The organism is Stenotrophomonas sp. ZAC14D1_NAIMI4_1, from assembly GCF_003086775.1.
Lineage (GTDB): Bacteria > Pseudomonadota > Gammaproteobacteria > Xanthomonadales > Xanthomonadaceae > Stenotrophomonas.
This window is the reverse complement of the sequence record NZ_CP026001.1, coordinates 650,064-674,321: the sequence shown is the minus strand read 5'-3', so window position 1 is coordinate 674,321 and position 24,258 is coordinate 650,064. Positions and strand designations below refer to the sequence as shown.

Sequence of the window (24,258 nt, the reverse complement as noted above, 5' to 3'; positions counted from 1 at the left end):
AGGCGCCATGGATGGCGCCTACGAGCCTACACGGACGTACTTGCGGCGTGTCCTGCGCGGCCCATCCGTCCTCCCGCCCCCAGCATCAACAAGGCGCCAATCGCCTCAACCCCGCGCCTTGGCCGGATTCACCAGATTCCCGAAGAAGATCGCGTTGATCAGCAGGCGATCCGTGCCATGCCAGTACTTGCGATGCGCCGGGTCATCGGCAAACAACACCACGTTGCCCTGCCCCTGCGCCGACACCAGCAGCCATGCGCTGCCCGCCACCCGCGCCCGGTTGCGCTCGGACAGGTAACCATTCACCCGCGGCGTCGCATCGATACGCACCACGGTCGAGAACGGGTTCGCGCTCGGCTGCAGCGTCACCGTGTTTTCCTTGTTGATCGCCAGCTGCCGACGCGGCACGCCGAAGGCCAGCGGATGGCTGGTATCGACGTCGGCGCTGAGGATGTTGCCGCTCACCCGCTCGATCGCGGCGATGTCACGCTGGTCACCGAATGCGCGACGGTCAGCGTCACCCGCCTCCTCATCCTTGCCCAGCGTCTCGCCCTCGGCCAGCTTCTGCTCCACCGCCCACTTCGATGCGCTGCCGTAGGTCACCAGCGAGCCCCCCGCCTGTACCCAGCGCTTCAGCGCGGCCACGGCAGTGGCGTCGATGCCGGTGTAGGTGCCACCGGACAGCACGATCGTGGTGTAGCGGTCCAGCGGAACCTTGCCCAGCTGCTGCGGGTCCAGCTTGCTGGCCGGCAGGTGCAGTTGCTGGTCCAGCAGGAACCAGGCCGATCCGATCTCGGTGGCAGCCACGCCCTCGCCCATCACCAGCGCCACGGCCGGCTTGCGCAGTGCCTTGACGCCATCGCTGCCGAGGTCGATGCCTTCACTGCTGCGGCCGCTGGACAGGGCATGTACCTGCACACCGGCATCGCGCGCGGCGCCGCTCACCGCTTCGAGCAGGGCCGCACCCTGCAACGGCTGGCCGGCCACCGGAATGATCAGGGTGCCCGCGGCAAAGTCGACCTGGCCCTGTGCGGTGGCACTGCTGAACGGCTTGAATGCCGCGCGTGCGTTCAGCCCCTTGGCCTGCAGCGCGGCCAGCGCATGGCCAGCATTGTAGTCGCGCCAGTCGATGGCATAGGCGAAGCCTGCCTGGCCGCCGTTCACCGCGCCCTGCAGCGGCGGCAGCGCGGTTACGCTGGCGCCGCCATCGATGCGGCTGCGGCTGCCAGCGAACGCCACGCCGTAGGCCGGTGCAATGGCATAGCTGGTGCTGCCGTAGAACACGTCGCCCTTGATGGACGGGGTCTCGGCGAAGATCGAATGGACCAGGCGGAACTGCGCCTGCTGCACCGGCACCACGTATGCGCTGCCGGCGTCGAAGCGCTGGCCGTCGACCGTCACCGTGCGATCCAGTGCATGCACGTCGATGCGATGCAGCAGCAACAACTCCAGCAGGCGGCGGGTCAGTGCCGGGTCATGCGCATCGCCGAACACGAAGCTCTTCACCGGCTGCTGCGCGGCCTGCTTCAGGGCGCTCTGGAAGAAGCTCTTCTGCAGATCGAACAGGCCACTGCGCTCGGTCACCGCACCACGCACGGTGCCCAGGCCGGTGGCCACCTGGTTGCGGATGGTGAACGGGAAGGTCAGCAGGCCGTTCACCGATTCCTGTACGCGGCCACGCGAGCTGGCCTGTTCGACGGTGACGCCGACCGCACCGTGGAAGTCCGGATAGGTCGAGCCGTACACCGGCGAGAAGTTGTCGAAGTTTTCGCCGGTGTAGTACAGCGAGCCCAACGCATCCAGCGACTGTGCGTGGTACTTGGCCAGGGTCTTGTTGAACTCGTAGGACGCCGCCGGAATCAGCGGGCTGTGCATGCTCTTCGGCGAGGGCTCGAAGTAGTACGTGCTGTCCTTGCCCATCTCGTGGAAATCGATCTGCACGTTCGGGTACCACTGGTGGAACACGTCGATCTTGGGCCGCGAATCCTGCTGGGTCAGCGCCAGCCAGTCGCGGTTGAGATCGGTGAAGTAGTGGTTGGTGCGCCCCTGCGGAAACGGCTCGACGTGTTCCTTGTCGGCCGGGTCGGCCGACGCCGGGTCGGACGCCCAGGCGTTGTGCCAGTTCGCCGCGCGGTCGCGGCCATCGGGATTCTGCGCCGGGTCGAACAGCACCACCGACTGCTGCAGCCACTGCTGGGTTTCGGCACTGCGGTTGGCCACCAGGTAGTAGGCGGTCAGCATCGCCGCTTCACCGCTGGAGGTTTCGTTGCCATGCACGCTGTAGCCCAGCCAGACCACCACCGGGCTGTCGCCGGCCGCGCTGCGCGGCTGCGCCGGGTCGACCAGGGTGGCGTGCTGCTGGCGGATCTGTTCGATGCGCGCCTGGTTGTCGGCGGCGGTGACGGTGGCGATCAGCAGTGGGCGGCCTTCGTAGCTGCGGCCGATCTGCTGCACGCGGATCTTGTCCGAGTGCTTGGCAAGTTCCTGGAAGTAGGCCACCAGCTGGTCATGCCGGGTGTAGCGGCTGCCGATCGGGTAGCCGAGGAACTGCTCGGGGGTGGGAATGGCGGCATCGAACGCAGCAGCGTCGGTAGCCTGCGGGAAGAAGTACGCACTCTGGGCCTGCGCCGGCAGCGGCGAGGACAAGGCGGTGGCGGCGGCAAGAAGCAGCGGAAGAACGGCACGGCGGTGGAAGGACACGGTGACTCCCCAGGAAACAGGACAGCGGCAACGCGGCCGGCCACACGGGGTGGCCGGCTGCGGCGATGGCATCAGAAGCGGTAATCGAAGCCGAGGGTGAAGTAGCGGCCGCGCAGGTCGTACTGGCTGAAGTCGTACGGCGCGCGGATGCCCGGGAACGAGGCGTCGTACGGCGGCGTCTTGTCAGCCAGGTTCTGCACCTTGGCGTAGACGGTCAGCTTGTCGATGCCGGCGTAGGCCAGGTACAGGTCGAACTGGTTGTACGCGTCGACGCGGTCCTGCACGGCCGCGGCGGCGGTGCTGGCCTTCTGGTCGTAGCCGCTGGTGTAGTACCAGGTGATGGCGGTGGTGAAATCGCGGTAGGTCCAGTCCAGCGTGGTGGTCGCCTTGTTCTTCGGCAGGGTGGCGCCGAGGTTGCTGCCGGCGTAATCCACCAGCGGGCCGCCCACCACGGTGGGGCGACGGTAGTCGCGCACGTGGGTGTAGGCCGAGGACAGGGTGAAGTCGCCCAGCGCGGCCGTCGGAATGCGCTGGCGCAGCTCGACGTCAATGCCCGAGGTCTTCAGCTCGCTCAGGTTCTGGTAGCGGTTGAACACGGCCTGCAGCTTGCCGCGCTCGTCGCGCTGCACGGCACCGGCCACGTTGTCGTTGACCAGGGTCTGGGTGTTGTTGGTGCCGACCAGGTTGTCCAGCTGGATGCGGTAATAGTCGACGCTGAGGCTGGTGTTGGCCCAGGGCGAGAGCACCACGCCGAAGTTCACGCTCTTGGTGCGCTCAGGCTTCAGCTCGCTGTTGCCGACGGTGAAGAAGGTCGGGTTCTGCCGCGAACCCGGCACGTCCGGATCACGCGGGTCGACCACGCTGCCGTAGGCGATGCTGGTGCTGTTGGAATTCTCCGACAGCGACGGCGCGCGGAAGCCCTTCGACGCCGAGGCACGCACCAGCAGGAAATCCAGCGGCTGCCAGCGCAGGCCGAGCTTGGGCGAAAACGCGTCGCCGAAGTCGTCGTAGTGGTCGGCACGCGCGGCGGCGGACAGTTCAAGGCCCGAGGCCAGCGGCACGTTCACTTCGGCATAGGCGGCGCTGACCTTGCGCTCGCCGTGTACTTCGGCAATGGCCGGGCGCACCTGCAGGCCGGCGTCGATCTGCCAGGGATTGTTGGAATCGAGCTTCTCGCGGCGCCACTCGGCACCGGCGGCAAAGCCGATGTCGCCCGCCCAGGTGCGGCCCAGAGTGCCGGAGATCTTCGCATCCACGCCCTGCAGTACCGATTCGGCTGGGCGCAGGGTGGAGATGTTGATGGCATCGATCACCGACTGCGGGGTGGCCGACGGGTTGAGCAGGTTGTAGCTGCCGCTGGCCAGCGCATCGGCCAGCGCCCAGCGGTTGGCGAAGCCGCCGGACACCGTTTCGCGCTCGCTGCTGCGTGCGCCGAACACGGCCACTTCCCAATCCCAGGCGGCGGTGCTGCCGCGCAGGCCGACCACGCCGCGATAGGCGGTGGAGCGGTTGGTCTTGATGGTGCCGCCGAGGTCGAAGAAGGTGTATTCGATCGGCACGGCGCGGCCGTACGGGTTGTACGGGCTGCTAGCCGGTAGGTTGGACGACACCGGTTCGGCCAGGCCGGTTTCGGCGTTCAGGGCAAAGCGGCCGCTTTCCAGGGTGAAGAACGGGCTGCTGCCGAACCACGCGGCGCTCTTGATCTGGCTATAGAGCACTTCGCCGAAGGCCTCCACGTTCTCGCCGAGGCGGAAGGTACCGTTGGCGTAGGCCTGGTAGCGCTTGGTCGACGGAATGAGAGTGGTGTACGGCGCCTGGTTGAAGCCGCAGGTATCACCGGCCAGGCCGTCGATGGGCGCGCTGGCGACGCGGGTGGTGCCAGTGGGGCAGTTGCCGTCGGCATCGAGCATCGGCACCGAGACGCCGTTGACGAGGTAGCGCGCGCCCTTGGCCGACCAGCCGTTCCAGCGGCCGCCGGGCTGGTCGCTGTAGATGCCGCTCCTGGTCAGGTTGCGCTCGTCCTGGTCCAGGCGTTCGCGGTTGTAGCCCTGCAGGCTGAAGAGGATGTTGTAGCCATCGCTGTCCAGGTCACCGAGGCCGCCGACGAACTTCAGGTTCTGCTCGTGCAGGCCGCCCTGGTCGGCGCCGCCGAAGCTGCCGCCGATCTCGGCGCCTTCGAAGTTCTGCCGGGTGATGATGTTGACCACGCCGGCCACCGCATCGGAGCCATACACGGCCGAAGCACCGTCCTTGAGCACTTCGATGCGCTCGACCGCCACCAGCGGCAGCGCGTTGAGGTCGACGAAGGTGTCGGACAGGCCACCTGCCGGGAAGCCGTAGTTGGCCAGGCGGCGGCCGTTGAGCAGCACCAGCGTGTTCTTCTGCGAGAGCCCGCGCAGGCCGATGCCGGCCGAGCCGGACGCCCAGCCGTTGTTGGTGGTTTCGTTGCTGGCATTGCCGGTGTTGGCCGAGATGGAACGCAGCACGTCGGCGACGGTGGCCTTGCCGGTCTGTTCCAGCTGCTGGCGGCCGATCACCTGCACCGGGTTGGACGCCTCGGTATCGGTGCGCTTGATGTTGGAACCGGTGACGCGCACGGCAGCCAGGGTGCTGGCTTCGCCACTGGCGTCGGCGGAGGTTTCGGCGGCGGCAGACAAAGGCGCGGCCAGAGCGACGGCCAGGGCCGCCACGAGCAGGGTGTGCTGGGGCATGACGATGTGGGGGGTGGTAGTGGACGACGGAAGTTCCGCAGTAATCCATGCCAGGTCAGGCGCGACCAATAACATCTCTTCATACGGATATAAGAAAAGCTATCATCTCTTCATCCGGATGGAAAGAATTCCTTTACGGAAACCCAACATCCGGGACGATCGCGACGACGGGGCCGGCGTACAATCGCGCCATGGAAATCTTCAAAGTCTTCATGCTCGAGGCGGCCCACCGCCTGCCCAACGTGCCGCCGGGCCACAAATGCGCGCGCCTGCACGGCCATTCGTTCCGGGTGGAACTGAAGGTGGAAGGCGAGCCGGGTGCACAGACCGGCTGGATCATGGATTTCGGCGACGTCAAAGCCGCCTTCCAGCCGATCTACGACCGCCTGGACCACCACTACCTCAACGACATCCCCGGCCTGGAAAACCCGACCAGCGAGAACCTGGCGGTGTGGATCTGGAACGAGCTGAAGCCGGTGCTGCCCGCGCTGAGCGAGATCACCGTGCACGAAACCTGCACCTCCGGCTGCCGCTACCGCGGCCCGACCGCCTGATCAAGCCATTGATCCATAAGGCTTTCTGAAGGCGCCTCGAGCGCCTTCATGATTTTTGTTGCATTGCGGCATGATCGGCGTATGCTGCATTGCATCAACCGCTTTCGATGCCGCCATGGCCAACGCCTTCGCCGATCGTTTCAGTGATGCCACCCGCCAGCTGGCGGCTGCGGCAACGCGTGCGAACCGACTGGCGCTGGAAAATGCCGAGAGCATGTTCGGCGTGCAGCTGAAGGCGATGGAACGCAACCTGACCGCGACCGGCGGCTGGCTGGGCGAACTGGCCCGCAGCGAAGATCCGGCCGGGTTGCTGCCCAAGGGCGCACAGCTGTGGCAGGACAACCTGCAGCGGCTGGGCCAGGCCCAGCAGGACGTGGTCGATCTGGGCCTGCAGGCCGGTCGCGCCTGGTCCGACCTGGTGCAGGGCCAGGCACATACAACGGCGGACGCCACCGGCAACAGCCACTGACGTCCCGCCCACGCTCATTGCATGGGTCCCTCCCCCCATGCAATCCGGACCCGGCAGATCCCTCCCTCTGCCGGGTCTTTTTTTGCCTGCGATTCCGGTGAAGCGCATCCACGCATGGCGTGGATCTACCGGTCAGGTGCGATCTGGTGAAGCGCGTCCACGCATGGCGTGGATCTACCGGGCATGGCCGGGTGACGCCCCAGAGACCGGTAGCGCCGGGCCATGCCCGGCGAGCGCAGCGGCGCGGTCAGGGCGCCGCGTGGTCGGCGCGCGGCAGGGCGAACACGAACAGCGCCCCCGCCTCGCTCGGCCGCAGTTCGATGCGGCGCCCGTGCAGCTGCACGATGCGCTGCACGATCAGCAGGCCCAGCCCACCGTTCTCGCCACGTCGCGCCCCCAGTGCCGCCGGCGCCTGGAACAGCTGCGCGCGCAGCGCCGGCGCCACGCCCGGGCCATCATCGGCCACGCTCACTTCGACGCTGCCTTCAATGGCGCGCAGCTGCACGCGCACCTCTCCGCCCTCGGGCGCATGCCGCAGCGCGTTGTCGAGCAGGTTGGTCAGCACCCGCTCGACCAGGCCGAGATCGGCGCGCACCAACGGCAGGCCCGGCGGGAAATCCGCGTGCAGGTGCTGGCCGCGCGCCTGCGCCGCCAGCTCGAACTTCTGCAGCACGTCCTGCAGCAGCTCCGGCAGCGCGAACACCTCCCATTCCAGGCGTACCTCGCCGTGCTCCAGCCGCGCCAGTTCGAACAGCGCGCGGGCCAGGCGGCCCACTTTCGCGCTCTGCGCCAGGGCGATGCCGAGGTAGCGGCGGCGTTCGTCCGGCGACAACGTGGCTTCCTTCAGCGCCAGCGTTTCCAGGTAGCCATGCAGCGACGACAGCGGCGTGCGCAGGTCGTGGGAGATGTTGGCCACCAGTTCGCGGCGCTGCAGGTCCTGCTGGCGCAGCTGCTGCCATTGTTCGCCCAGCCGTTGCGCCATCTGCGCGTGGGCATGCTCGAGGATCTTCAGTTCATCGCGCTCGCCGCTGCGCAGTGGCACCGGCGCCGGCAACGGCGTGGGTGCATCGATGTCGAAGGCCTGGATGCGCCGGGTCAGCCGGCGCAGCGGCCGGGTGACCCAGTAGAAGGCCACCAGCCCGGCCAGCAGGCCCAGCCCGCCCACCAGCAGCACCGACCACAGGGTGGTGTTCCACTGGTTGCTGGCGGCCAGATCGTCGGCCAGCATCTGCCGGTGCTCGCCTACCAGCACCACGTACACGTAGCCGGCCTGGCGACCCTGCACCACCAGCGGGGCCACGCTGAACACCTTGCGGCCGCCGGTGCTGCGCGGGTCATCGCCGAGGATCGGCAGTGGCGCACCGGCCAGCAGGTGGCGCAGCGGCGCCAGGTCGACACGGTCGCGCAGCAGGTGGCCGCTGGGCGCATCATGGCCGAGGATGCGGCCCTGGTCGTCCAGCAGGTAGACCTCCACGCTGGGATTGACCGCCATCAACTGGCCGAACAGCGCGCGCACCGCGGTATCGCGCATGCCGCTGGTGTCCATCAGCTCGCTGCGCTGGGCGATGTGTTCGGCCAGGCCCAGCGACAGCCGCTGCACCACTTCCTGTTCGTGGCGGGTACTGGCACGCATCTGCAGGGCCAGCAGGGCCATGCAGCACATCAGCATCAGCGCGGCGATCACCGCTGCCAGCTTCTGCCACAGGTTTGGCGTGATCATGCCGCCGCCCCGGCCGGATCGACCAGCTTGTAGCCGCGACCCCACACCGTCAGCAGCCGGCGCGGGTTTGCCGGGTCGCCCTCGATCTTGCTGCGCAGGCGGTTGATGTGGGTGTTCACCGTGTGCTCGTAGCCATCGTGCTGGTAGCCCCAGACCTGGTTGAGCAGTTCCATCCGCGCGAACACCTGGTCGCGGTGGCGGGCGAAGAACAGCAGCAGGTCGAACTCACGCGGGGTCAGCTCCAGCGCGCTGCCATCGACCGAGGCGGTGCGCGCCACCGGGTCCAGCTGCAGGCCACCCACTTCCACGGCACCGGCATCGATGCGCGCGTTCTGCGCCATGGCTTCGGCACGGCGCAGCAGCGCACGCACGCGGGCCACCAGTTCGGGCATCGAGAAGGGCTTGGCCAGGTAATCGTCCGCACCCAGTTCCAGGCCGACGATGCGCTGGGTTTCACTGCCGCGTGCGCTGATGATGATGATCGGCACGTAGCGCGCCATCGCCCGGGCACGCTGGCAGATCTGCAGGCCGTCCACGCCGGGCAGCATCACGTCCAGCACCAGCGCGTCCCACGGGCCGTCCTGTTCCAGCAGGCGCAGGCCGGCATCGCCGGTGGCGGCGTGGGCGACGTCGTAGCCCTCGTCGGCCAGGTGCATGCGCAGCAGGTCGGCGATGTGGGCATCGTCTTCAACGATCAGGACGCGTTTTGCGGACATCGGCAACTCAGGGCCAGTGTGGAGGCTGCCCGCATTGTGGCGCGGCTTGGCCACCGATACCTCACGAAAAATTGAATCCTGCGTGAGGATTCGTTGACCCGGGCAGGCGCAGCATGGCCCCGTCGCCCCTTCCCGGAGTCCGCCATGCCCCTCACCCGCCGCCACCTGCTGGGCCTGGGTGGTCTTGCCACCGCCGCTGGCGTGCTCGGCCTGGGCGCGTGCAGCCGCCCCGCCACGGCCGCCGCCGAGAACCGCCCGGCACGACAGTTCCCGCTGATGCGCAGCGACGCCGAATGGCGCCGGCTGCTGACCCCGGCGCAGTACGCGGTGCTGCGCCAGCAGGCCACCGAACGCGCCGGCAGCAGCCCGCTGGATCGGGAACACCGGCAGGGCACGTTCACCTGCGCCGGCTGCCAGCAGCCGCTGTTTTCCTCGTCCACCAAGTTTGAAAGCGGCACCGGCTGGCCCAGCTTCTGGGCACCGCTGCACGGCGCCGTCGGCGAGGACCGCGACACCACCTTCGGCATGTTGCGGGTGGAAGCGCACTGCAGCCGCTGCGGCGGCCACCTCGGCCATGTCTTCAACGATGGCCCGCGCCCGACCGGCCTGCGCTACTGCATGAACGGTGCCGCCCTGCTGTTCCAGCCCGGTGCGGCCCGGCAGGACAGCGACGGTGGCTGGCGCGTGCCGCTCGGTTCTTCCCCTGTTTCTGGAGCCTGATGATGCTGCTGTTGCTGCTGGCCTACCTGGGCGGCGTACTGACCCTGCTCAGCCCCTGCATCCTGCCGGTGCTGCCCTTCGTGTTCGCACGCGCCAACCGGCCGTTCCTGCGCAGCACGCTGCCGCTGCTGCTGGGCATGGCGCTGACCTTCGCCGTGGTCGCCAGCCTGGCCGCCGTGGGCAGCCAATGGGTGGCCCAGGCCAACCAGATCGGCCGCTGGGTGGCCCTGGTGCTGATGGCCGTGTTCGCTCTGGCACTGCTCTGGCCGCGCCTGGCCGACCACCTGCTGGCGCCGTTCCAGCGCGTGGGTGCACGGCTGAGCGCGCGCGCCGATGCCGCCGATGATGCCGGCCGTGGCGGGGCGTGGACCTCGCTGCTGATCGGCATCGCCACCGGCCTGTTGTGGGCACCGTGCGCCGGGCCGATCCTGGGCCTGGTGCTGACCGGTGCGGCACTGCACGGCGCCAGCGTGGGCACCAGTGGGCTGCTGCTGGCCTACGCGCTGGGTGCGGCGACGGCGCTCGCGCTGGCGGTGTGGATCGGTGGCCGCGTGTTCAATGCCCTGCAGGCGCGGCTCGGCCTGGGCGACGTGCTGCGCAAGGCATTGGGCGTGGCCGCGCTGCTGGCGGTGGTGGCCATCGGCCTGGGCTGGGATACCGGCCTGCTGACCCGCCTGTCCTCGGTCAGCACCGCACGCATCGAGCAGGGCCTGCTGGACGCCGTACCCGGTGCCCAGCCGGCCGCGCCACCGATGATGATGATGGCCGGTGCCAACGCCGCCAATGCGCCGCTGCCGGTGGAAGGCACCCTGCCCGCCCTGGACGGCGCCACCGGCTGGCTCAACAGCCCGCCGCTGCAGGCCGAACAGCTGCGCGGCAAGGTCGTGCTGATCGATTTCTGGACCTATTCCTGCATCAACTGCCTGCGCGCGATGCCGTTCGTGCACGAATGGGAGCGCCGCTACCGCGACCATGGCCTGGTGGTGGTGGGCGTGCACACGCCGGAATTCGCCTTCGAACGCGACCCGCGCAACGTGATGAAGGCGGTGCAGCAGCTGAAGGTCGAGTACCCGGTGGCGCTGGACAACCAGTATTCGATCTGGCGCGCGTTCAACAACCAGTACTGGCCGGCGCAGTACTTCGTTGATGCGCAGGGCAACATCCGCGCCCACCAGTTCGGTGAAGGCAACTACGCGCATTCGGAACAGGTGATCCGCCGCCTGCTGGCCGAAGCCGGCCAGACCGACCTGCCGCCACCGGCCGACCCGGCCGCCGCCGACCTGCAGGGCGTGGCCACGCAGGCCGACATGGGCAACCTGCGCTCGCCGGAAACCTACCTGGGCCATGCCCGCGCCGAGCACTTCGCCTCGCCCGGCGGGCAGCGCACCGATGCGGCCTTCGACTACACGCTGCCGGCCAGCCTTGCGCTGAACCAGTGGGGCCTGTCCGGGCACTGGACCATCACCAACGAAGCCGCGCAGCTGCAGCAGGGCGGCGGCCGCATCGCCTTCCAGTTCCACGCCCGCGACCTGCACCTGGTGCTTGCGCCGAAGCAGGACGGCACGCCCGTGCGCTTCCGCGTCTGGCTGGATGGCAAGCCCCTGCCCGCCGCCGATGCCGGCAGTGATGTGGGCGCCGATGGCAGTGGCGTGGTCAACGAGAACCGTCTGTACCAGCTGGTGCGCCAGCGCGGCACGGTCGGCCCGCACCGCTTCGAGATCGAGTTCCTCGACGCGGGCGTGCAGGCCTATGCCTTCACCTTTGGTTGAGAGCAGGAGGGCACGATGAAATTCTCCTTTGAACAGGGCATTGCGGCGGGTATTGCCGGGCTGGTCGCCACGGCGCTGGTGGCCGGCGTGCTGCTGGTGGATCACGGTGCGATGGCCGCACCGGCCACGGCCAGCGCGCCGGTGCAGGCGCTGCCGGCACCGGCCGGCGACGCCGCCTTCAGCGATGACGCCACCCACGCCAGCGTGGTGTTTGCCGGTGGCTGCTTCTGGGGCGTGCAGGGTGTGTTCCAGCACGTCAAGGGCGTGAGCAATGCCGTGGCGGGCTATGCGGGCGGCAGTGCCGCCGATGCACGCTATGAGCGGGTCAGCAGCGGCCGCACCGGCCACGCCGAAGCGGTGAAGGTCGACTACGATCCGCGCCAGGTCAGCTATGGCCAGCTGCTGCAGGTGTTCTTCTCGGTGGCGCACGACCCCACCCAGCTGAACTACCAGGGCCCCGACCACGGCAGCCAGTACCGCTCGGCGATCTTCAGCGATGATGCGCGGCAGCTGGCCGCCAGCCGCGCCTACATCAGCCAGCTGGGCCAGGCCGGCAGCTACCGCGGCCCGATCGTCACCCAGGTCGCCAGCGGCCAGCGCTTCTACCCCGCCGAGAGCTACCACCAGAACTACATGGCCAACTACCCGCAGGCGGCCTACATCCGCTATTACGACGCACCGAAGCTGGCCGCGCTGGGCAGGCAGTTCCCCGCGCTGTACCGGCGCCAGGCCTCGCTGGTGCCGATGCGCTGACGTACCCGGGAGTGCCGGCCGCTGGCCGGCATCCTCGCAATCGCGATGACACGGTTGCCGGCCAGCGGCCGGCACTATTTCTACAAAAAAAAGACGCACGGCCCTGCGGCCATGCGTTTGAAATGGATCGGCCAGGCCCCGATCAGGCCCCACCGACGGCACCATGCTAGGCTCGGCGGCATCATGGGTACAGCTCCAGATGCAGGCCAGTCCAATGGATACAGATCCACGCGCCACCCCGGCCCCACCGCGCTACCAGCGCCTGTCCGATGAACTGGCCGAAGCGATCCACGGCGGCCGCCTGCCGGTGGGCAGCCGCCTGCCCTCGCTGCGGCAGATGGCGGCGCAGCGCCAGCTGAGCCTGAACACCGTCATCGCCGCCTATCGGCAGCTGGAAGATGCAGGGCTGGTGGTGCCACGGCCGAAGGCCGGCTTCGAGGTGGCGCCACGCCTGTCGGTGCCGCAGCGATCACTGCGCGATGCCCCCTCGGCCCCCACCGCACCGCTGCAGCAGGCGCTGATGGCCCGCGTGCTCGAGGCGCAGCGACGCCCCGGGGTGATCGATCTCGCCTTCGCCGGGCCACGTGGGCGGCAGTTCTATCCCGGCGCGCAGCTGGCCCGGCACACCGCACAGGTGCTGCGCCACGGCCAGCAGACGGTGGAAACCTATGCGCGCCCGAATGGCTCGCCGCGCCTGCTGGCACAGATCGAACGGCGCGGCCCGCGGATGGGCCTGCACACCCACGCCGACCGCCTGCTGTTGACCCACGGCGCGATGGAAGCGCTGCAGCTGGCCCTGCGCGCGGTGACCGAACCGGGCGCGGCCGTCGGCATCGAGGCCCCCTCCTACTTCAACCTGTACCCGTTGCTGGCCAACCTCGGCCTGCAGGCCATCGAGCTGCCCACCCACCCGCAGCACGGGTTGGACGTCGATGCGCTGGAAGCGCTGTTGGAGCACACGCCGCTGGCCGCGCTGGTGGTGATGCCCACGGTGCACAACCCGCTGGGCTGCACCATGCCGACGGCGGCCAAGCAGCGCCTGGCCGAACTGGTCAACGCACACCAGCTGCCGCTGATCGAGGATGCGGTGTATGCCGAGCTGCAGTTCTGCGAACCGCCTGCGCCGCTGCTGAAGGCATTCGATCGCGATGGCTGGGTGATGGTGGTGGGGGGCTTCTCCAAGACGCTGGCACCGGATTACCGCATCGGCTGGCTCGATGGTGGTCGCTTCGCCGAGCGCATCGCCCTGTTGAAGTTCCAGTCCACCGGCGGTGAACCGCAGCTGCTGGGTGATGCAGTGGCCGCCTATCTGGAAGCGGGCAGCTACGAGCACCACCTGCACCGCATGCGCCGGCTGTACCGCGAACAGGTGGGTCGCCTGCGGCAGCTGGTGGCCGAGCACTTCCCCGCCGGCACCCGCGCCACCGAACCGCAGGGGGGCTTCCTGCTGTGGCTGGAGCTGCCTGGCGTGGACACGCGTGAACTGTTCGAGCGTGCGCTGGCCGAGGACATCGTGTTCATGCCCGGCCAGGTGTATTCGCGTGGCGCGCGCTACCGGCATTGCCTGCGGCTGTCGTGCTGCCAGGCGCTGGATGCACGCTTCATCAGCGCGGTGGAACGGCTGGGCGCGATCGCGCGGGAGCTGGCAGCGCGGTAGTGCCGGCCGCTGGCCGGCAATCGCGGTGCCGTTCGTATCGGATTGCCGGGTAGAGTCGACCGTTGGTCGACTGCTCCTGATCAGACCCCGCGCTGCGCGCGATAGTCGACTGACAGTCGACTCTACCGCTGCTCCGCTCCCAGGTGTGCGCCCAGGGTTTGGCCATCCGCGCCCGGCAGGTACGGCAGGCGGCCCCAGCACGGCATCGGCAGGCGCTGCTGGAGGGTGGCGATGTTTTCATCCTGGCGCTGCATGGCCGGATCGATGTGGTTGCCGATCCAGCCAAGGCACTCCACGCCGCTGGCCTGCAGCGACTGCGCGGTCAGCCGTGCATGGTTCACGCAGCCCAGGCGCATGCCCACCACCAGCAGCACCGGCAGGCGCAGCGCGCGCACCAGGTCGAGCTGGTCCAGCGTGGCCGACACCGGCGCCAGCCAGCCGCCCACGCCTTCCACCACCACCACATCGGCCTGCGCACGCAGGCGCTCGAAGGCGGCCACGATCGGCGCCAGCTGCACCTCCACGCCGTCCTCGGCCGCAGCCAGTTCAGGTGCCAGCGGCTGCCGCAGCGCATAGGGGTTCAGATCGGCGTAGTCCGGCACCGGCCAGCTGGCCGCCTGCAGCGCCAGCGCATCCTCGTTGCGCAGGCCGTGGCCCAGGTCCTGGCTGCCGCTTGCGACCGGCTTCATGCCCACCGCGCGCAGTCCGCGCCGGCGCAGTGCATGCAGCAGCGCGGTGCTGCTGGCGGTCTTGCCGATCTCGGTATCGGTGCCGGTGACGAACACCGCCGGCGGCATCAGGGTGGGCAGGGGCATCGATGGCTCCAGGCATGCAACAGAGCGTGCATTATCGCTGGTCCCGTACGCTTGCTAGACTGCAGGCATGTTCGCCAACGCCTCGCTCACCGGCAGCAAGCCGGAACAATACGCCCAGCTGCTGGAACAGGCCCGAGGCCTGGTCTACGGCGAGTCCGACCGCATCGCCAACGCGGCCAACCTCTCCGCACTGGTCTACCACTCCCTTCCCGACCTGAACTGGGTGGGTTTCTACCTGTACGACGGCAAGGAGCTGGTGGTCGGCCCGTTCCAGGGCCTGCCGGCCTGCGTGCGCATCCCGCTGGACAAGGGCGTGTGCGGTGCCGCTGCCAGCCAGCGCGTCACCCAGCGCGTGGAAGACGTCGATGCCTTCCCGGGCCACATCGCCTGTGATTCGGCCTCGCGCTCGGAACTGGTGGTGCCGCTGCTGCGCGGTGATGAGCTGATCGGCGTGTTCGACATCGACAGCCCGAAGGTGGGCCGCTTCGATGCCGAGGACCAGGCCGGGCTGGAAGCCATCGCCCGCGTGTTCGTCGAGGCCCTGGGATGAGCGCACCCAAGCTGCGCAACATCGGCCCGAAGAGTGCGGCGTGGCTGCGCCAGGTCGGCCTGCGCAGCCGCGAGGACCTGGCTGCGCTCGGCGCGGTCGGGGCCTTCGTCAAGGTCAAGCGCGCCGGCTTCAAGCCCAGCTTGAACCTGCTTTATTCGCTGGAAGGCGCGCTGCTGGATTGCCACTGGCAGGAACTGGGCGAAGCACAGCGCGAGGCGCTGGTGCAGGATTACGAGGCACGCATCGCCGCGCATCCGTTGAAGGCCGCCGGCCCGGCATCGGGCCCGGTGCATGAGCAGCGCTTCGACAACGAGGATGACGGCGAAGAGCGCTTTGCCGAGAGCGCGGACGAGGATTAGAGCGTCCGCATTGCTGGGAATGCCGGCCAGCGGCCGGCACTACCACGGCGGTGCGGGCGTGCGGGATCGGTAGCGCCGGGCCATGCCCGGCGGTCGCGGTTACGGCTGCTGCAGTTCCAGCAGCTCGCCCACCAGGCCTACTTCACCGCGTTCCAGCCACACCCGCAGGCGCGTGCCGTGGTCGATGCGCAGCGCCCAGCACAGTGACAGCGGCAACCCGCAGACCTGTGACAGCACCATGCGCAGCGGGCCGCCATGGCTGACCACCACGGTGGGCAGCGGATCCTCATCGTCCAGCAGGCGATCCAGCGCGCGCGCAATGCGCCGTTCGAAGTGGCCCCAGCTTTCGCCATTGGGCGGCGGGTAGGCATGCGGATCGGCGTGGAAGGCCGCCAGCGCATCCTCCGGCAGGTCGAACAGCGATTGTCCGTCCCAATCGCCGAAATCCAGTTCTTCCCATTCCTCGTCCGCGTCCACGTCCAGCCCGCGCGGGGTGGCCAGGGCCATCGCCGTATGCAGCGAGCGCAGGCGCGGCGAGCTGATCACCCGCTGCCAGTCGTGCCCGGCATAGGCGTCGACCAGTTCCTGCGGCAGGCGGGCCAGCTGCGGCGGATCGCTGCGGCCATCGAGGAACTCGTCGCGGCCGTTGCCGGCATGGCGGACCAGGTCGAGGATCATGCGTGCGTCCTCTGCAGGCAACGCGGGAACAGCGGAAAACAGCGGGACATCGGCAACGGCACCACGGGAGCGAGGGGATATTCTACGGGCACAGCCAAGGCAGTCGAGCAAGCTCGACTCTACGGGCCGCCGGCGATGCCGTAGACTGCGCCCACTTCCAGGTGACCTGCGGCCGCGGCCGGCAGGTTGAAACGGGAAGCCGGTGACGCGTGGCAACACGCCAGGCCGGCGCTGCCCCCGCAACGGTAAGCACGTCTGTTCCAGGCAATACCGCCACTGTGCCACCGGCATGGGAAGGCGCCTGGACGGTGGCCTCGCGCCACCTGGCGGCAAGCCCGGAGACCGGCCCGGAAGCCTCAGGTCGCGATGCGGTGGGCATGGCGCTGGATGATCGCGGCATCTGCCGCGGCTTCGGCGCGTGCCTGCCTTCGTGGCTCCTCCCCTTCGCCACGCGGGCGTGCGTGGCACCCGGAGTCCTCCCGATGAAGCTGCAGTTCCGAATGCTGTCCCTGGCCGTGCTGGCCGCCCTGCCCGCCCTGGCCCATGCCCAGGCGAGCGATGACACCGCTGCGCTGGATCAGGTGCTGGTGACCGCCACGCGCACCCCCATCGCCCTGCAGGACAGCATCGCACCGGCGCAGGTGATCGACCGCGCACAGATCGAATCCAGCCAGGCCACCTCGCTGCAGGAACTGCTGGCCGGCCGCGCCGGCATCAACCTGACCAACAGCGGTGGCCTCGGCAAGCAGAGCTCGCTGTTCCTGCGCGGCACCAATTCCTCGCACACCGTGGTGCTGGTCGATGGCGTGCGCATCAACAGTGCCGACCTTGGCCTGGCGATGTACCAGGACCTGCCGCTGGCGCAGATCGAGCGCGTGGAAATCGTGCGCGGGCCGCAGTCCAGCCTGTACGGCGCCGATGCCATCGGTGGCGTCATCCAGATCTTCACCCGCCGCAACCAGGGCGGGTTTGCGCCGCACTTCCAGCTGGGCGGCGGCAGCAATGGCCTGCGCGAAGCCAGCGGTGGCATCGGTGGCAGCGGCGAGCGCGGCTGGTTCGGCGCCGATATCGCCTACCAGCACACCGACGGCATCAATGCCTGCCGCGGCTCGGCCACGCTGTTCACCGGCTGCTTCGCCGATGAGCCCGACCGCGATGGCTACCGCAACCTGTCCAAGAGCCTGCGCGGTGGCTACACCTTCAACGAGCAGTGGAGCGTGGAAGGCAGCGCCCTGCGTGCCGAAGGCGAGAACCACTACGACGGCTACTACAACTACTCGGAAACGCTGCAACAGGTGATGTCCGGCAAGGTGCGCTACACCCCGTCCGAGCGCCTGGCCTTCACCGCCAGCGTCGGCCGCAGCGACAACGAGTCGGACAACTACGGCGACCTCGGTGTGTCCGGCAGCGCGCAGACGCACCGCGACAACGCCTCGCTGCAGGCCGATATCGGCCTGGCCGAGGGCCAGCTGCTGAGTACCGGCGTGGACTGGAGCGAGGACAACCTGGATGGCAGCAGCGCCGGCTATCTCGTGGACAGCCGCCGCAACACCGGCGTGTTCGTGCAGTACCAGGGCCGTTTCGGCCGCCACCAGCTGCAGGTGAGCGCGCGCAACGACGACAACGCGCAGTTCGGCGACCACGCCACCGGCAGCCTTGGCTGGGCGATGGACCTGGGCCACGGTCTGCGCGTGAATGCCAGTTATGGCACAGCGTTCAAGGCACCGACCTTCAGCGACCTGTACGACCCGTGGAGCGGCGTACCGACGCTGGATCCGGAGACGTCGAAGAGCGCCAACATCGGCCTGTCGCAGCACGGCCAGGGCTGGCACTGGGGCGTGGACGTGTACGAGACCCGCATCGATGACCTGATCACCTACGACGCGGCGACCTTCATGATGCAGCAAATCGAGAAGGCGCGTATCCGCGGTGCCGAACTGACCGCAGGCGTGGTGCTGGCCGGCTTCGACATCAATGGCCAGCTGAGCTACACCGACCCGCGCAACCGCACCGCTGGCAGCGCGCAGTTCGACAACTGGCTGCCGCGCCGCGCGCAGCAGACCGCGCGCCTGGACGTGGACCGCCGCTTCGGCGACGTCCGCGCCGGACTGACCGTGCAGGGCGCCGGCAAGCGCTTCGACGACGCCAGCAACACGGTGAAGGTGCGCGGCTACGGCACGCTGGACCTGCGCGCGGAGTACGCGCTGACGCCGTCGTGGTCGCTGCTGGCCCGCGCAGCCAATGTGTTCGACCGCCGCTACGAGACCGTGGCGTGGTTCAACCAGCCGGGCCGCGAGTACCAGCTGAGCGTGCGGTACCAGCCGAAGTAACCACGCCGGCCATGGTAGTGCCGGCCGCTGGCCGGCAGCGTCATGGTCTATGGCAGCGTGCAACGGGTTGCCGGCCAGCGGCCGGCACTACCCAGTGCGTCAGTGCTGCAGGCCGGGGAGGTCACGCAGGTCGTCGATGACCGCCACGGCATGTGCCGTTTCCAGATCCAGGCCGCGCGGATAGCCGTAGCGCACCAGCGCGATCGGCATGCCGGCGTCTTCGGCGGCACGGTAATCGGTGAGCGAATCACCCACCATCAGGCAGGCGTCCACCGCCTGGCCGAAGTGCGCGGCGATGTGCCGCAGCGGCTCGCCACTGGGCTTGCGCTGCGGCAGCGAATCACCGCCCAGCACCAGTGAAAACGCATCCGCAATGCCCAGGTGCTGCAGCAACGGCGGCACCAGCGCGGCCGGCTTGTTGGTGCAGATGGCCAGCGGCACGCCGCGCGCGCGCAGCAACGCCAGGGCTTCCGGCACGCCATCGAACAGGCGCGGGCTGCGCAGCAGGCATTCGCGGTAATGCACCATGAAGGTCGGCATCACCTCGGCCAGGTCCACGTCGCGACCGGCGGCGTGCACCGCCTGCTCGACCAGCCGCCGCACGCCATCACCGATCCAGCCCAGCACGGTGGTTTCCGGCACGCGCGCCACGCCGATGTCTTCCAGCGTGCGGTTCAGTGCTTCGGCAATGTCAGCCGCGCTGTCCACCAGCGTGCCGTCCAGATCAAACACAACCAACGGATAGGGATACGACAAGGGACGGTTACCTGTACGACGTGGGCCGTCCATTGTACGCCCCGGCATTTCCGCATCCGCCTCAGCCGATCCGGCGGGCGCGGGTGGCAAGGAACGTGGGCAGGTAGCGGTCGATCAGGAAACGCGGGCGCGGCTGCCAGTCTTCCATGAAGCGCTCGACCACGAAGCCGGCATCGAGCTGGCCACCGATCAGGTCGCCCAGGCTGTGGCCGAAGGTCAGTGCTTCACCACGGGCCAGCTTGGCCTCGCGCTCTTCGGCCGGCAGGTCTTCCAGGTCCGAATACGGAATGGCGTACCGCGGGCGGATCAGGCCCTGTTCCTGCAGCTGCGGATCGCGCGCGCCCACGAACACCACCGGGTTGTAGAAGCTGGCCAGCAGCAGGCCATCCCGCGCCAGCACGCGCTGGCACTCGGCCCAGATTGGGCGCACATCCGGCACGTACAGGTTGGAAATGGGGTGGAACACCACATCGAAGCTGCCATCGGCGAAGGCATGCAGGTCACGCATGTCGCCCTGCACGGTGCGCAGTGACAGCCCATCGCGCTCGGCCACGCGGCGGTCCTGCGCCAGCTGCCCGTCGGACAGATCGAACACGGTGACCACCGCGCCAGCGGCGGCCAGCACCGGCGCCTGCTGGCCACCGGCCGATGCCAGGCAGAGGATGCGGCGGCCGCGTACATCGCCCAGCCAGTCCAGCGGCAGCGGGCGGGGCGTCAGGTGGACCTGCCAGCGTCCCTGGCGTGCGGCAGCGATGGTTTCGGCATCGACCGGGCGCGACCAGTCGCTGGCCTCGCGTGCCTGGCGGTCCCACGCCGCGCGGTTGTGCTCGAGCAATCCCTGTCCATGGTTCATGTGTCCTCCTTGACCGGTGGGCGCCAATCCAGATCCTGGAATGCCGGGCTGGTGAAACACTCGGCCAGGAAATCCAGGAACCGCCGCATGATAGCGGGCTGCTGTCGACGCGATGCGTACACGGCATGAATGCCCAGCTCGTCCAGCGCATAGGCCGGCAGCAGCTGCACCAGTTCCCCCGAACGCAGCAGCGGTGCCACCTGGTAGGTCGGCAGCATGGCAATGCCGGCACCGGCGCGCACCGCTTCCAGCAGCAGGGAGGCTTCGTTGGCGCTGATGTTGCCGCCCACCGCCACCGACAGCGAGCGGCCGTCGCGATGCAGCTGCCACAGGCTCTTGCCGACGTAGTGGTGGGTGAGGCAGTTGTGCGCGGGCAGCTGCTCCGGTGCGCTGGGCGTGCCGTGTGCCTGCAGGTAGGCAGGCGTGGCGCACAGCACCGAACGGCAGGTGGCCAGCCGTCGCGCGATCAGGCTGGGATCGATCTGGCGGGCGATGCGCACGGCCAGGTCCACGCGCTCCTCCACCAGGTTGACCATGCGGTCGACCAGCAGCAGCTCGATGCGCGCGGCCGGGTGGCGCTGCACGAAGGCCGCCACTGCGCGTGCCAGGTGGCTCTGCCCGAACGACACGCTGGCGGTGATGCGCAGGGTGCCGTGCGGCTCGGGATCGTCACTGGCCAGTTCGCCCTGCAGTTCCTCGCCGATGGCCAGCATCTGCCGGAAGCGCGCCAGCGCGGCTTCACCGGCGCCGGTCAGGCTGATCCGCCGCGTGGTCCGGTGCAGCAGGCGTGCGCCCAGCCAGCCCTCCACCTCGGCCAGGTAGCGGCTGACCATCGCGCGGGACATGTCCAGCACCTCGGCGGCGGCGGTCAGGCTGCCACGCTCGGCCACTTCGACGAACACGGTCATGGCGGTCAATCGGTCCATCTGCTCGATCCATGCAACAAACAAGCGCGTTATACGCTGTTTTTCGAGCAACTGCAGCGGCCTACAGTGGCCTCGTTCCCACCCCATTCCGCCCCAAGGAGTCCTGACATGAAGATCGCCCTCGTCGGTGCCACCGGCAACATCGGCCGCCAGATCGCCCGCCACGCCCTCGCCCACGGCCACCAGGTCACGGCCGTGGTCCGCAGTGAAAAAGACCTGCCGGCCGAGCTGGCCGGTGCCCAGCTGGCCATCGCGGCGCTGGACGACACCGCCGCCCTGGCCGCCGTGATCGCTGGCCACGACGTGCTGGCCAGCGCCTACGGCCCGCGCCCGGGTGATGACATCGGCCAGATCGCCAGCGTGGCCGACCAGCTGGTCGCCGCCGCACGCCAGGCCAAGGTGCCGCGCGTGGTGGTGGTCGGTGGCGCCGGCAGCCTGGAGATCGCGCCGGGCGTGCAGCTGGTCGACACCCCGGACTTCCCCGCCGCCTACAAGCCGTATGCACTTGCCGCGCGCGAAGCGCTGAAGCGCCTGCAGGCGGTGGAGGACCTGGACTGGACCTTCTTCTCGCCGGCCGCGGAAATCGGCCCGGGCGAAGAGCGCGGCCAGTACCGCGTGCAGGCCAAGACCTTCCTGGCCGATGCCAGCGGCCACAGCCGCATCAGCTACGCCGATTACGGTGCGGCGTTCGTGGCCGAGCTGGAAGCGGGCAAGTACCCGAAGCAGATCATCACTGCGGCGTATTGATCGATACGTTTCCCCTGTAGAGCCGAGCCTGCGCTCGGCTTGAGGCAACCACTGCAGCCGACCATGGGCTCGGCTCTACACGAGGAATCGTTGATGCGTACTGCTGCCCTGCTGCTTCCCCTCGCGCTGGCCGCGGGTTTCACCGGTGCACCGCTGCGTGCCACCGCGGCGGCGCCTGCCACCACCCCTGCGGCGCACTCACAACTGCACCTGCAGACCTTCCATCCCGGGCCGCAGGCGCTGTTTTCCGTGTCCTCGGTGCTGATCGAAGGCCGCCATGAGGCGATCCTCGTCGATGCGCAGTTTGCCGCCCGCGATGCGGCTGCGCTGGCCGACAGGATCCGCGCCAGCGGCAAGCGGCTGACCACGATCTACATCAGCCACGGCGATCCGGACTACTACTTCGGCCTGGCCACGCTGCAGGATGCGTTCCCGCAGGCATGCATCGTCGCCACGGCGCAGACCGTTGCCCACATCACGCAGACCCAGGCCGGCAAGCTGGCCTACTGGGGCCCGAAGATGGGTGCCGATGTGCCTGCGCGCATCGTGCTGCCGCAGGTGCTGGACGACGACGCGCTGCAGCTGGAAGGCCAGCGCCTGCCGCTGATCGGGCTGGACGGACCGACACCCGACCGCACGGTGCTGTGGGTGCCGTCGCTGCGTGCGATCGTCGGTGGCATTCCGGTGGTGGCCGGTGAGCACGTGTGGATGGCCGATACGCAGACGCCGCAGTCGCATGCTGATTGGCTGCAGACGCTGCAGCACCTGCAGGCGCTGAAGCCGAAGGTGGTGGTGCCGGGCCATTACGCGCCGGGTGCGGCGCTGGATGCGAGCGCGCTGCGTTTCACTGCAGGCTACATCCGTGCGTTCGATGCGGAGGCGGCCAAGGCGAAGGACAGTGCGGCGCTGGTGAAGGCGATGCAGGCGCGCTATCCGGCGCTGGCGGGCGTGGCGTCGCTGGAGCTGAGTGCGAAGGTGGCCAAGGGCGAGATGCAGTGGCCGTGAGGTAGGTGGTTTCTTTTTGCAGGGCTGCGCCCTGCACCCGCTCAATGCAACGGCAACGGCAACGGCAACAGCTGGGTATCCGTGGGTTGGCGGGGTGGGTCCGGTTGCGGGGGACGCCGTGAATCCGTCCATGGAGGCTCGGTCGCGCCATCCATGGCGCTCACGCCCCCGCAACCGGACCCACCCCGCCTTCGACAGTTTCCCGCTGCTGTTGGAACCTGCTGCTGATGGAACCTGCTGCTGTTGGAACCTGCTGCTGTTGGTGGGTGCCGACCGTTGGTCGGCACGGGGTTGATCAGTGCCCGAACAGTTCGCCCTGCACCACCGGTTCTTTATCGCGGAATCCACCCAGGCCGACGCCAACGAGGCGGTAGCGGGTGTCGGCAGGCAGGTCGACGCGGGCGCGCAGGGACAGGGCGATGTCGCGCAGTTCCTGCATCGATTCCGGTGGACGGTCCGGAGTGAAGCTGCGGGTGAGGATGCGGAACTGGGCGGTCTTCAGTTTCAGCACGACGGTGTGGCCGATGCGTTCGGTCTTGCGCGTGGCATTCCAGGTCTTCTCGGCCAGCTGCACGATGGCCTCGCCCAGGTCTTCCAGCAGCAGGTCTTCGGCAAAGGTGTCCTCGGAGGAGATCGACTGCACCTGCTGGTCCGGTTCCACCGGCCGTTCGTCGATGCCGCGGGCGCGGTTGTACAGGCTGCGGCCGAAGCTGCCGAAGTTTTCTTCCAGGTCCGGCAGCGTCCAGTTGCGCAGGTCACCGCAGGTGACGATGCCGCGCTCGGCCAGCTTGCCTTCCATCACCTTGCCCACGCCCGGCACGCTTTTCACCGGCAGCGTCAGCAGGAACGCGTCCACGCGCTGCGGCGGGATGACGAACTGGCCGTCAGGCTTGCGCCAGTCCGAGGCGATCTTGGCCAGGAACTTGTTCGGCGCGATGCCGGCTGAAGCAGTCAGGTTCGTCTCTTCGCGGATCTGCGCGCGGATGGTGCGGGCGATCTCGGTGGCCAGTTCGATGCCGCTCTTCGGCGCGGTCACGTCCAGGTAGGCCTCGTCCAGCGACAGCGGCTCGACCAGGTCGGTATGGCGCAGGAAGATCTCGCGCACCTGGCGTGACACGGCTTTGTAACGCGCGAAATCCGGCGGCACGAAGATCGCATCCGGGCACAGGCGCTCGGCGCGCAGGGCGGGCATTGCCGAGCGCACGCCGAACACACGGGCCTCGTAGGAGGCCGCGCACACCACCGAGCGTGCGCCGCGCCAGGCCACGACCACCGGCTTGCCGCGCAGTGACGGATCGTCGCGCTGCTCCACCGACGCGTAGAAGGCGTCCATGTCGACGTGGATGATCTTGCGCAGTGCGTTCATGGTTGGCGGACATCATACCCGCACCGTACCGCTCCAGACGGCCAAGTATGGTCTTTGTGCATCAACGGGATGCGTGATTCCCGGGGAAAACACTACGCACGCGT

At 68.7% G+C, this 24,258-nt stretch carries 21 protein-coding genes and 1 riboswitch; of the genes, 11 read left to right on the top strand and 10 right to left on the bottom strand.

The genetic code is table 11. The annotated features are described in order from the left end of the window. Positions 1-105 precede the first annotated feature (105 nt). Both C1927_RS03020 and C1927_RS03015 read right to left on the bottom strand, forming a co-directional pair. Positions 106-2,700: a M14 family zinc carboxypeptidase gene (locus C1927_RS03020; protein ID WP_108745910.1), complete on the bottom strand. Its 2,595-nt coding sequence runs from the start codon at positions 2,698-2,700 to the stop codon at positions 106-108. 71 nt (positions 2,701-2,771) lie between these two features. Then, a complete protein-coding gene (locus C1927_RS03015; protein ID WP_108745909.1) occupies positions 2,772-5,411 on the bottom strand; it encodes a TonB-dependent receptor in 2,640 nt (879 codons plus the stop codon). 191 nt (positions 5,412-5,602) lie between these two features. On the opposite strand from C1927_RS03015, the gene queD reads away from it, so the two are divergent. Together queD and C1927_RS03005 are read left to right on the top strand one after the other, a co-directional pair. Further along, positions 5,603-5,965 carry a 6-carboxytetrahydropterin synthase QueD gene (queD, locus tag C1927_RS03010; protein ID WP_108745908.1) on the top strand — a complete coding sequence of 121 codons (363 nt, stop codon included), beginning with the start codon at positions 5,603-5,605 and terminating at the stop codon, positions 5,963-5,965. Positions 5,966-6,080: 115 nt separating this feature from the next. Next, a complete protein-coding gene (locus tag C1927_RS03005) occupies positions 6,081-6,434 on the top strand; it encodes a phasin family protein (protein ID WP_108747756.1) in 354 nt (117 codons plus the stop codon). Between the two features lie 247 nt (positions 6,435-6,681). Here the strand turns inward: C1927_RS03005 and C1927_RS03000 are convergent, their stop codons facing one another. Beyond that, on the bottom strand, positions 6,682-8,154 hold the full coding sequence (locus tag C1927_RS03000; protein WP_079220515.1) for a HAMP domain-containing sensor histidine kinase: 1,473 nt from the start codon (positions 8,152-8,154) through the stop codon (positions 6,682-6,684). Then, positions 8,151-8,870: a response regulator transcription factor gene (locus C1927_RS02995; protein WP_079220514.1), complete on the bottom strand. Its 720-nt coding sequence runs from the start codon at positions 8,868-8,870 to the stop codon at positions 8,151-8,153. Before C1927_RS02995 ends, C1927_RS03000 begins: the two co-directional genes overlap by 4 nt. A 144-nt stretch (positions 8,871-9,014) precedes the next feature. Between C1927_RS02995 and msrB the strand changes: the two genes are divergently transcribed. The 4 genes from msrB (at position 9,015) to C1927_RS02975 (ending at position 13,769) form a co-directional block, all read left to right on the top strand. Further along, on the top strand, positions 9,015-9,590 hold the full coding sequence (gene msrB, locus C1927_RS02990) for a peptide-methionine (R)-S-oxide reductase MsrB (RefSeq protein ID WP_108745907.1): 576 nt from the start codon (positions 9,015-9,017) through the stop codon (positions 9,588-9,590). Between the two features lie 2 nt (positions 9,591-9,592). Beyond that, a complete protein-coding gene (locus C1927_RS02985; RefSeq protein ID WP_108745906.1) occupies positions 9,593-11,359 on the top strand; it encodes a cytochrome c biogenesis protein CcdA in 1,767 nt (588 codons plus the stop codon). Positions 11,360-11,374: 15 nt separating this feature from the next. After that, on the top strand, positions 11,375-12,112 hold the full coding sequence (gene msrA, locus C1927_RS02980) for a peptide-methionine (S)-S-oxide reductase MsrA (RefSeq protein ID WP_108745905.1): 738 nt from the start codon (positions 11,375-11,377) through the stop codon (positions 12,110-12,112). 214 nt (positions 12,113-12,326) lie between these two features. Next, the gene (locus tag C1927_RS02975) at positions 12,327-13,769 is read left to right on the top strand and encodes a PLP-dependent aminotransferase family protein (protein ID WP_108745904.1); all 1,443 of its coding nucleotides are present in this window, start codon (positions 12,327-12,329) and stop codon (positions 13,767-13,769) included. A 122-nt stretch (positions 13,770-13,891) separates the two neighbouring features. Here the strand turns inward: C1927_RS02975 and bioD are convergent, their stop codons facing one another. After that, complete coding sequence (bioD, locus tag C1927_RS02970; RefSeq protein WP_174208716.1) at positions 13,892-14,569, bottom strand: dethiobiotin synthase; 678 nt, start codon at positions 14,567-14,569, stop codon at positions 13,892-13,894. Between the two features lie 82 nt (positions 14,570-14,651). Between bioD and C1927_RS02965 the strand changes: the two genes are divergently transcribed. Together C1927_RS02965 and C1927_RS02960 are read left to right on the top strand one after the other, a co-directional pair. Then, positions 14,652-15,134, top strand: coding sequence for a GAF domain-containing protein (locus tag C1927_RS02965; RefSeq protein WP_079220508.1), 483 nt, complete (start codon positions 14,652-14,654; stop codon positions 15,132-15,134). Next, positions 15,131-15,493 (top strand): TfoX/Sxy family protein, encoded by a 363-nt coding sequence (locus C1927_RS02960; protein ID WP_079220507.1) that lies wholly within the window; start codon positions 15,131-15,133, stop codon positions 15,491-15,493. The genes C1927_RS02965 and C1927_RS02960 overlap by 4 nt, the downstream gene beginning before the upstream one ends. Before the next feature lie 99 nt (positions 15,494-15,592). On the opposite strand, the gene C1927_RS02955 is transcribed toward C1927_RS02960, so the two are convergent. Then, entirely contained in the window at positions 15,593-16,171 is a 579-nt protein-coding gene (locus tag C1927_RS02955) for a histidine phosphatase family protein (RefSeq protein WP_108745902.1), read from the bottom strand. Between the two features lie 142 nt (positions 16,172-16,313). Next, positions 16,314-16,537: riboswitch (cobalamin riboswitch) on the top strand. 116 nt (positions 16,538-16,653) lie between these two features. Between C1927_RS02955 and btuB the strand changes: the two genes are divergently transcribed. Continuing rightward, positions 16,654-18,501: a TonB-dependent vitamin B12 receptor gene (btuB, locus tag C1927_RS02950; RefSeq protein WP_108745901.1), complete on the top strand. Its 1,848-nt coding sequence runs from the start codon at positions 16,654-16,656 to the stop codon at positions 18,499-18,501. Positions 18,502-18,600: 99 nt separating this feature from the next. Here the strand turns inward: btuB and gph are convergent, their stop codons facing one another. The 3 genes from gph to C1927_RS02935 all read right to left on the bottom strand — a co-directional run bounded on the left by gph (position 18,601) and on the right by C1927_RS02935 (position 21,036). Then, the gene (gene gph / locus C1927_RS02945; RefSeq protein WP_108745900.1) at positions 18,601-19,257 is read right to left on the bottom strand and encodes a phosphoglycolate phosphatase; all 657 of its coding nucleotides are present in this window, start codon (positions 19,255-19,257) and stop codon (positions 18,601-18,603) included. A 61-nt stretch (positions 19,258-19,318) separates the two neighbouring features. Then, positions 19,319-20,110: a class I SAM-dependent methyltransferase gene (locus C1927_RS02940; protein ID WP_079220503.1), complete on the bottom strand. Its 792-nt coding sequence runs from the start codon at positions 20,108-20,110 to the stop codon at positions 19,319-19,321. Beyond that, entirely contained in the window at positions 20,107-21,036 is a 930-nt protein-coding gene (locus C1927_RS02935; protein ID WP_079220502.1) for a LysR family transcriptional regulator, read from the bottom strand. The genes C1927_RS02940 and C1927_RS02935 overlap by 4 nt, the downstream gene beginning before the upstream one ends. A gap of 108 nt (positions 21,037-21,144) precedes the next feature. On the opposite strand from C1927_RS02935, the gene C1927_RS02930 reads away from it, so the two are divergent. Both C1927_RS02930 and C1927_RS02925 read left to right on the top strand, forming a co-directional pair. Next, positions 21,145-21,783 carry an NAD(P)H-binding protein gene (locus tag C1927_RS02930; protein ID WP_108745899.1) on the top strand — a complete coding sequence of 213 codons (639 nt, stop codon included), beginning with the start codon at positions 21,145-21,147 and terminating at the stop codon, positions 21,781-21,783. Between the two features lie 93 nt (positions 21,784-21,876). Next, positions 21,877-22,788, top strand: a complete 912-nt coding sequence (locus tag C1927_RS02925; RefSeq protein WP_108745898.1) for an MBL fold metallo-hydrolase — start codon at positions 21,877-21,879, stop codon at positions 22,786-22,788. Between the two features lie 295 nt (positions 22,789-23,083). Here C1927_RS02925 and dinB read toward each other — a convergent pair whose 3' ends face one another. Further along, positions 23,084-24,154, bottom strand: coding sequence for a DNA polymerase IV (gene dinB, locus C1927_RS02915; protein ID WP_079220499.1), 1,071 nt, complete (start codon positions 24,152-24,154; stop codon positions 23,084-23,086). Positions 24,155-24,258 lie beyond the last annotated feature (104 nt).

Bases quoted from the DNA above. Each gene is read 5' to 3' on its own strand.
- C1927_RS03015 (WP_108745909.1), bottom strand. From the start codon at position 5,411: ATGCCCCAGCACACCCTGCTCGTGGCGGCCCTGGCCGTCGCTCTGGCC.
- queD (WP_108745908.1), top strand. From the start codon at position 5,603: ATGGAAATCTTCAAAGTCTTCATGCTCGAGGCGGCCCACCGCCTGCCC.
- C1927_RS03005 (WP_108747756.1), top strand. From the start codon at position 6,081: ATGGCCAACGCCTTCGCCGATCGTTTCAGTGATGCCACCCGCCAGCTG.
- C1927_RS03000 (WP_079220515.1), bottom strand. From the start codon at position 8,154: ATGATCACGCCAAACCTGTGGCAGAAGCTGGCAGCGGTGATCGCCGCG.
- C1927_RS02995 (WP_079220514.1), bottom strand. From the start codon at position 8,870: ATGTCCGCAAAACGCGTCCTGATCGTTGAAGACGATGCCCACATCGCC.
- msrB (WP_108745907.1), top strand. From the start codon at position 9,015: ATGCCCCTCACCCGCCGCCACCTGCTGGGCCTGGGTGGTCTTGCCACC.
- C1927_RS02985 (WP_108745906.1), top strand. From the start codon at position 9,593: ATGCTGCTGTTGCTGCTGGCCTACCTGGGCGGCGTACTGACCCTGCTC.
- msrA (WP_108745905.1), top strand. From the start codon at position 11,375: ATGAAATTCTCCTTTGAACAGGGCATTGCGGCGGGTATTGCCGGGCTG.
- C1927_RS02975 (WP_108745904.1), top strand. From the start codon at position 12,327: ATGGATACAGATCCACGCGCCACCCCGGCCCCACCGCGCTACCAGCGC.
- C1927_RS02965 (WP_079220508.1), top strand. From the start codon at position 14,652: ATGTTCGCCAACGCCTCGCTCACCGGCAGCAAGCCGGAACAATACGCC.
- C1927_RS02960 (WP_079220507.1), top strand. From the start codon at position 15,131: ATGAGCGCACCCAAGCTGCGCAACATCGGCCCGAAGAGTGCGGCGTGG.
- C1927_RS02955 (WP_108745902.1), bottom strand. From the start codon at position 16,171: ATGATCCTCGACCTGGTCCGCCATGCCGGCAACGGCCGCGACGAGTTC.
- btuB (WP_108745901.1), top strand. From the start codon at position 16,654: ATGAAGCTGCAGTTCCGAATGCTGTCCCTGGCCGTGCTGGCCGCCCTG.
- C1927_RS02940 (WP_079220503.1), bottom strand. From the start codon at position 20,110: ATGAACCATGGACAGGGATTGCTCGAGCACAACCGCGCGGCGTGGGAC.
- C1927_RS02935 (WP_079220502.1), bottom strand. From the start codon at position 21,036: ATGGACCGATTGACCGCCATGACCGTGTTCGTCGAAGTGGCCGAGCGT.
- C1927_RS02930 (WP_108745899.1), top strand. From the start codon at position 21,145: ATGAAGATCGCCCTCGTCGGTGCCACCGGCAACATCGGCCGCCAGATC.
- C1927_RS02925 (WP_108745898.1), top strand. From the start codon at position 21,877: ATGCGTACTGCTGCCCTGCTGCTTCCCCTCGCGCTGGCCGCGGGTTTC.
- dinB (WP_079220499.1), bottom strand. From the start codon at position 24,154: ATGAACGCACTGCGCAAGATCATCCACGTCGACATGGACGCCTTCTAC.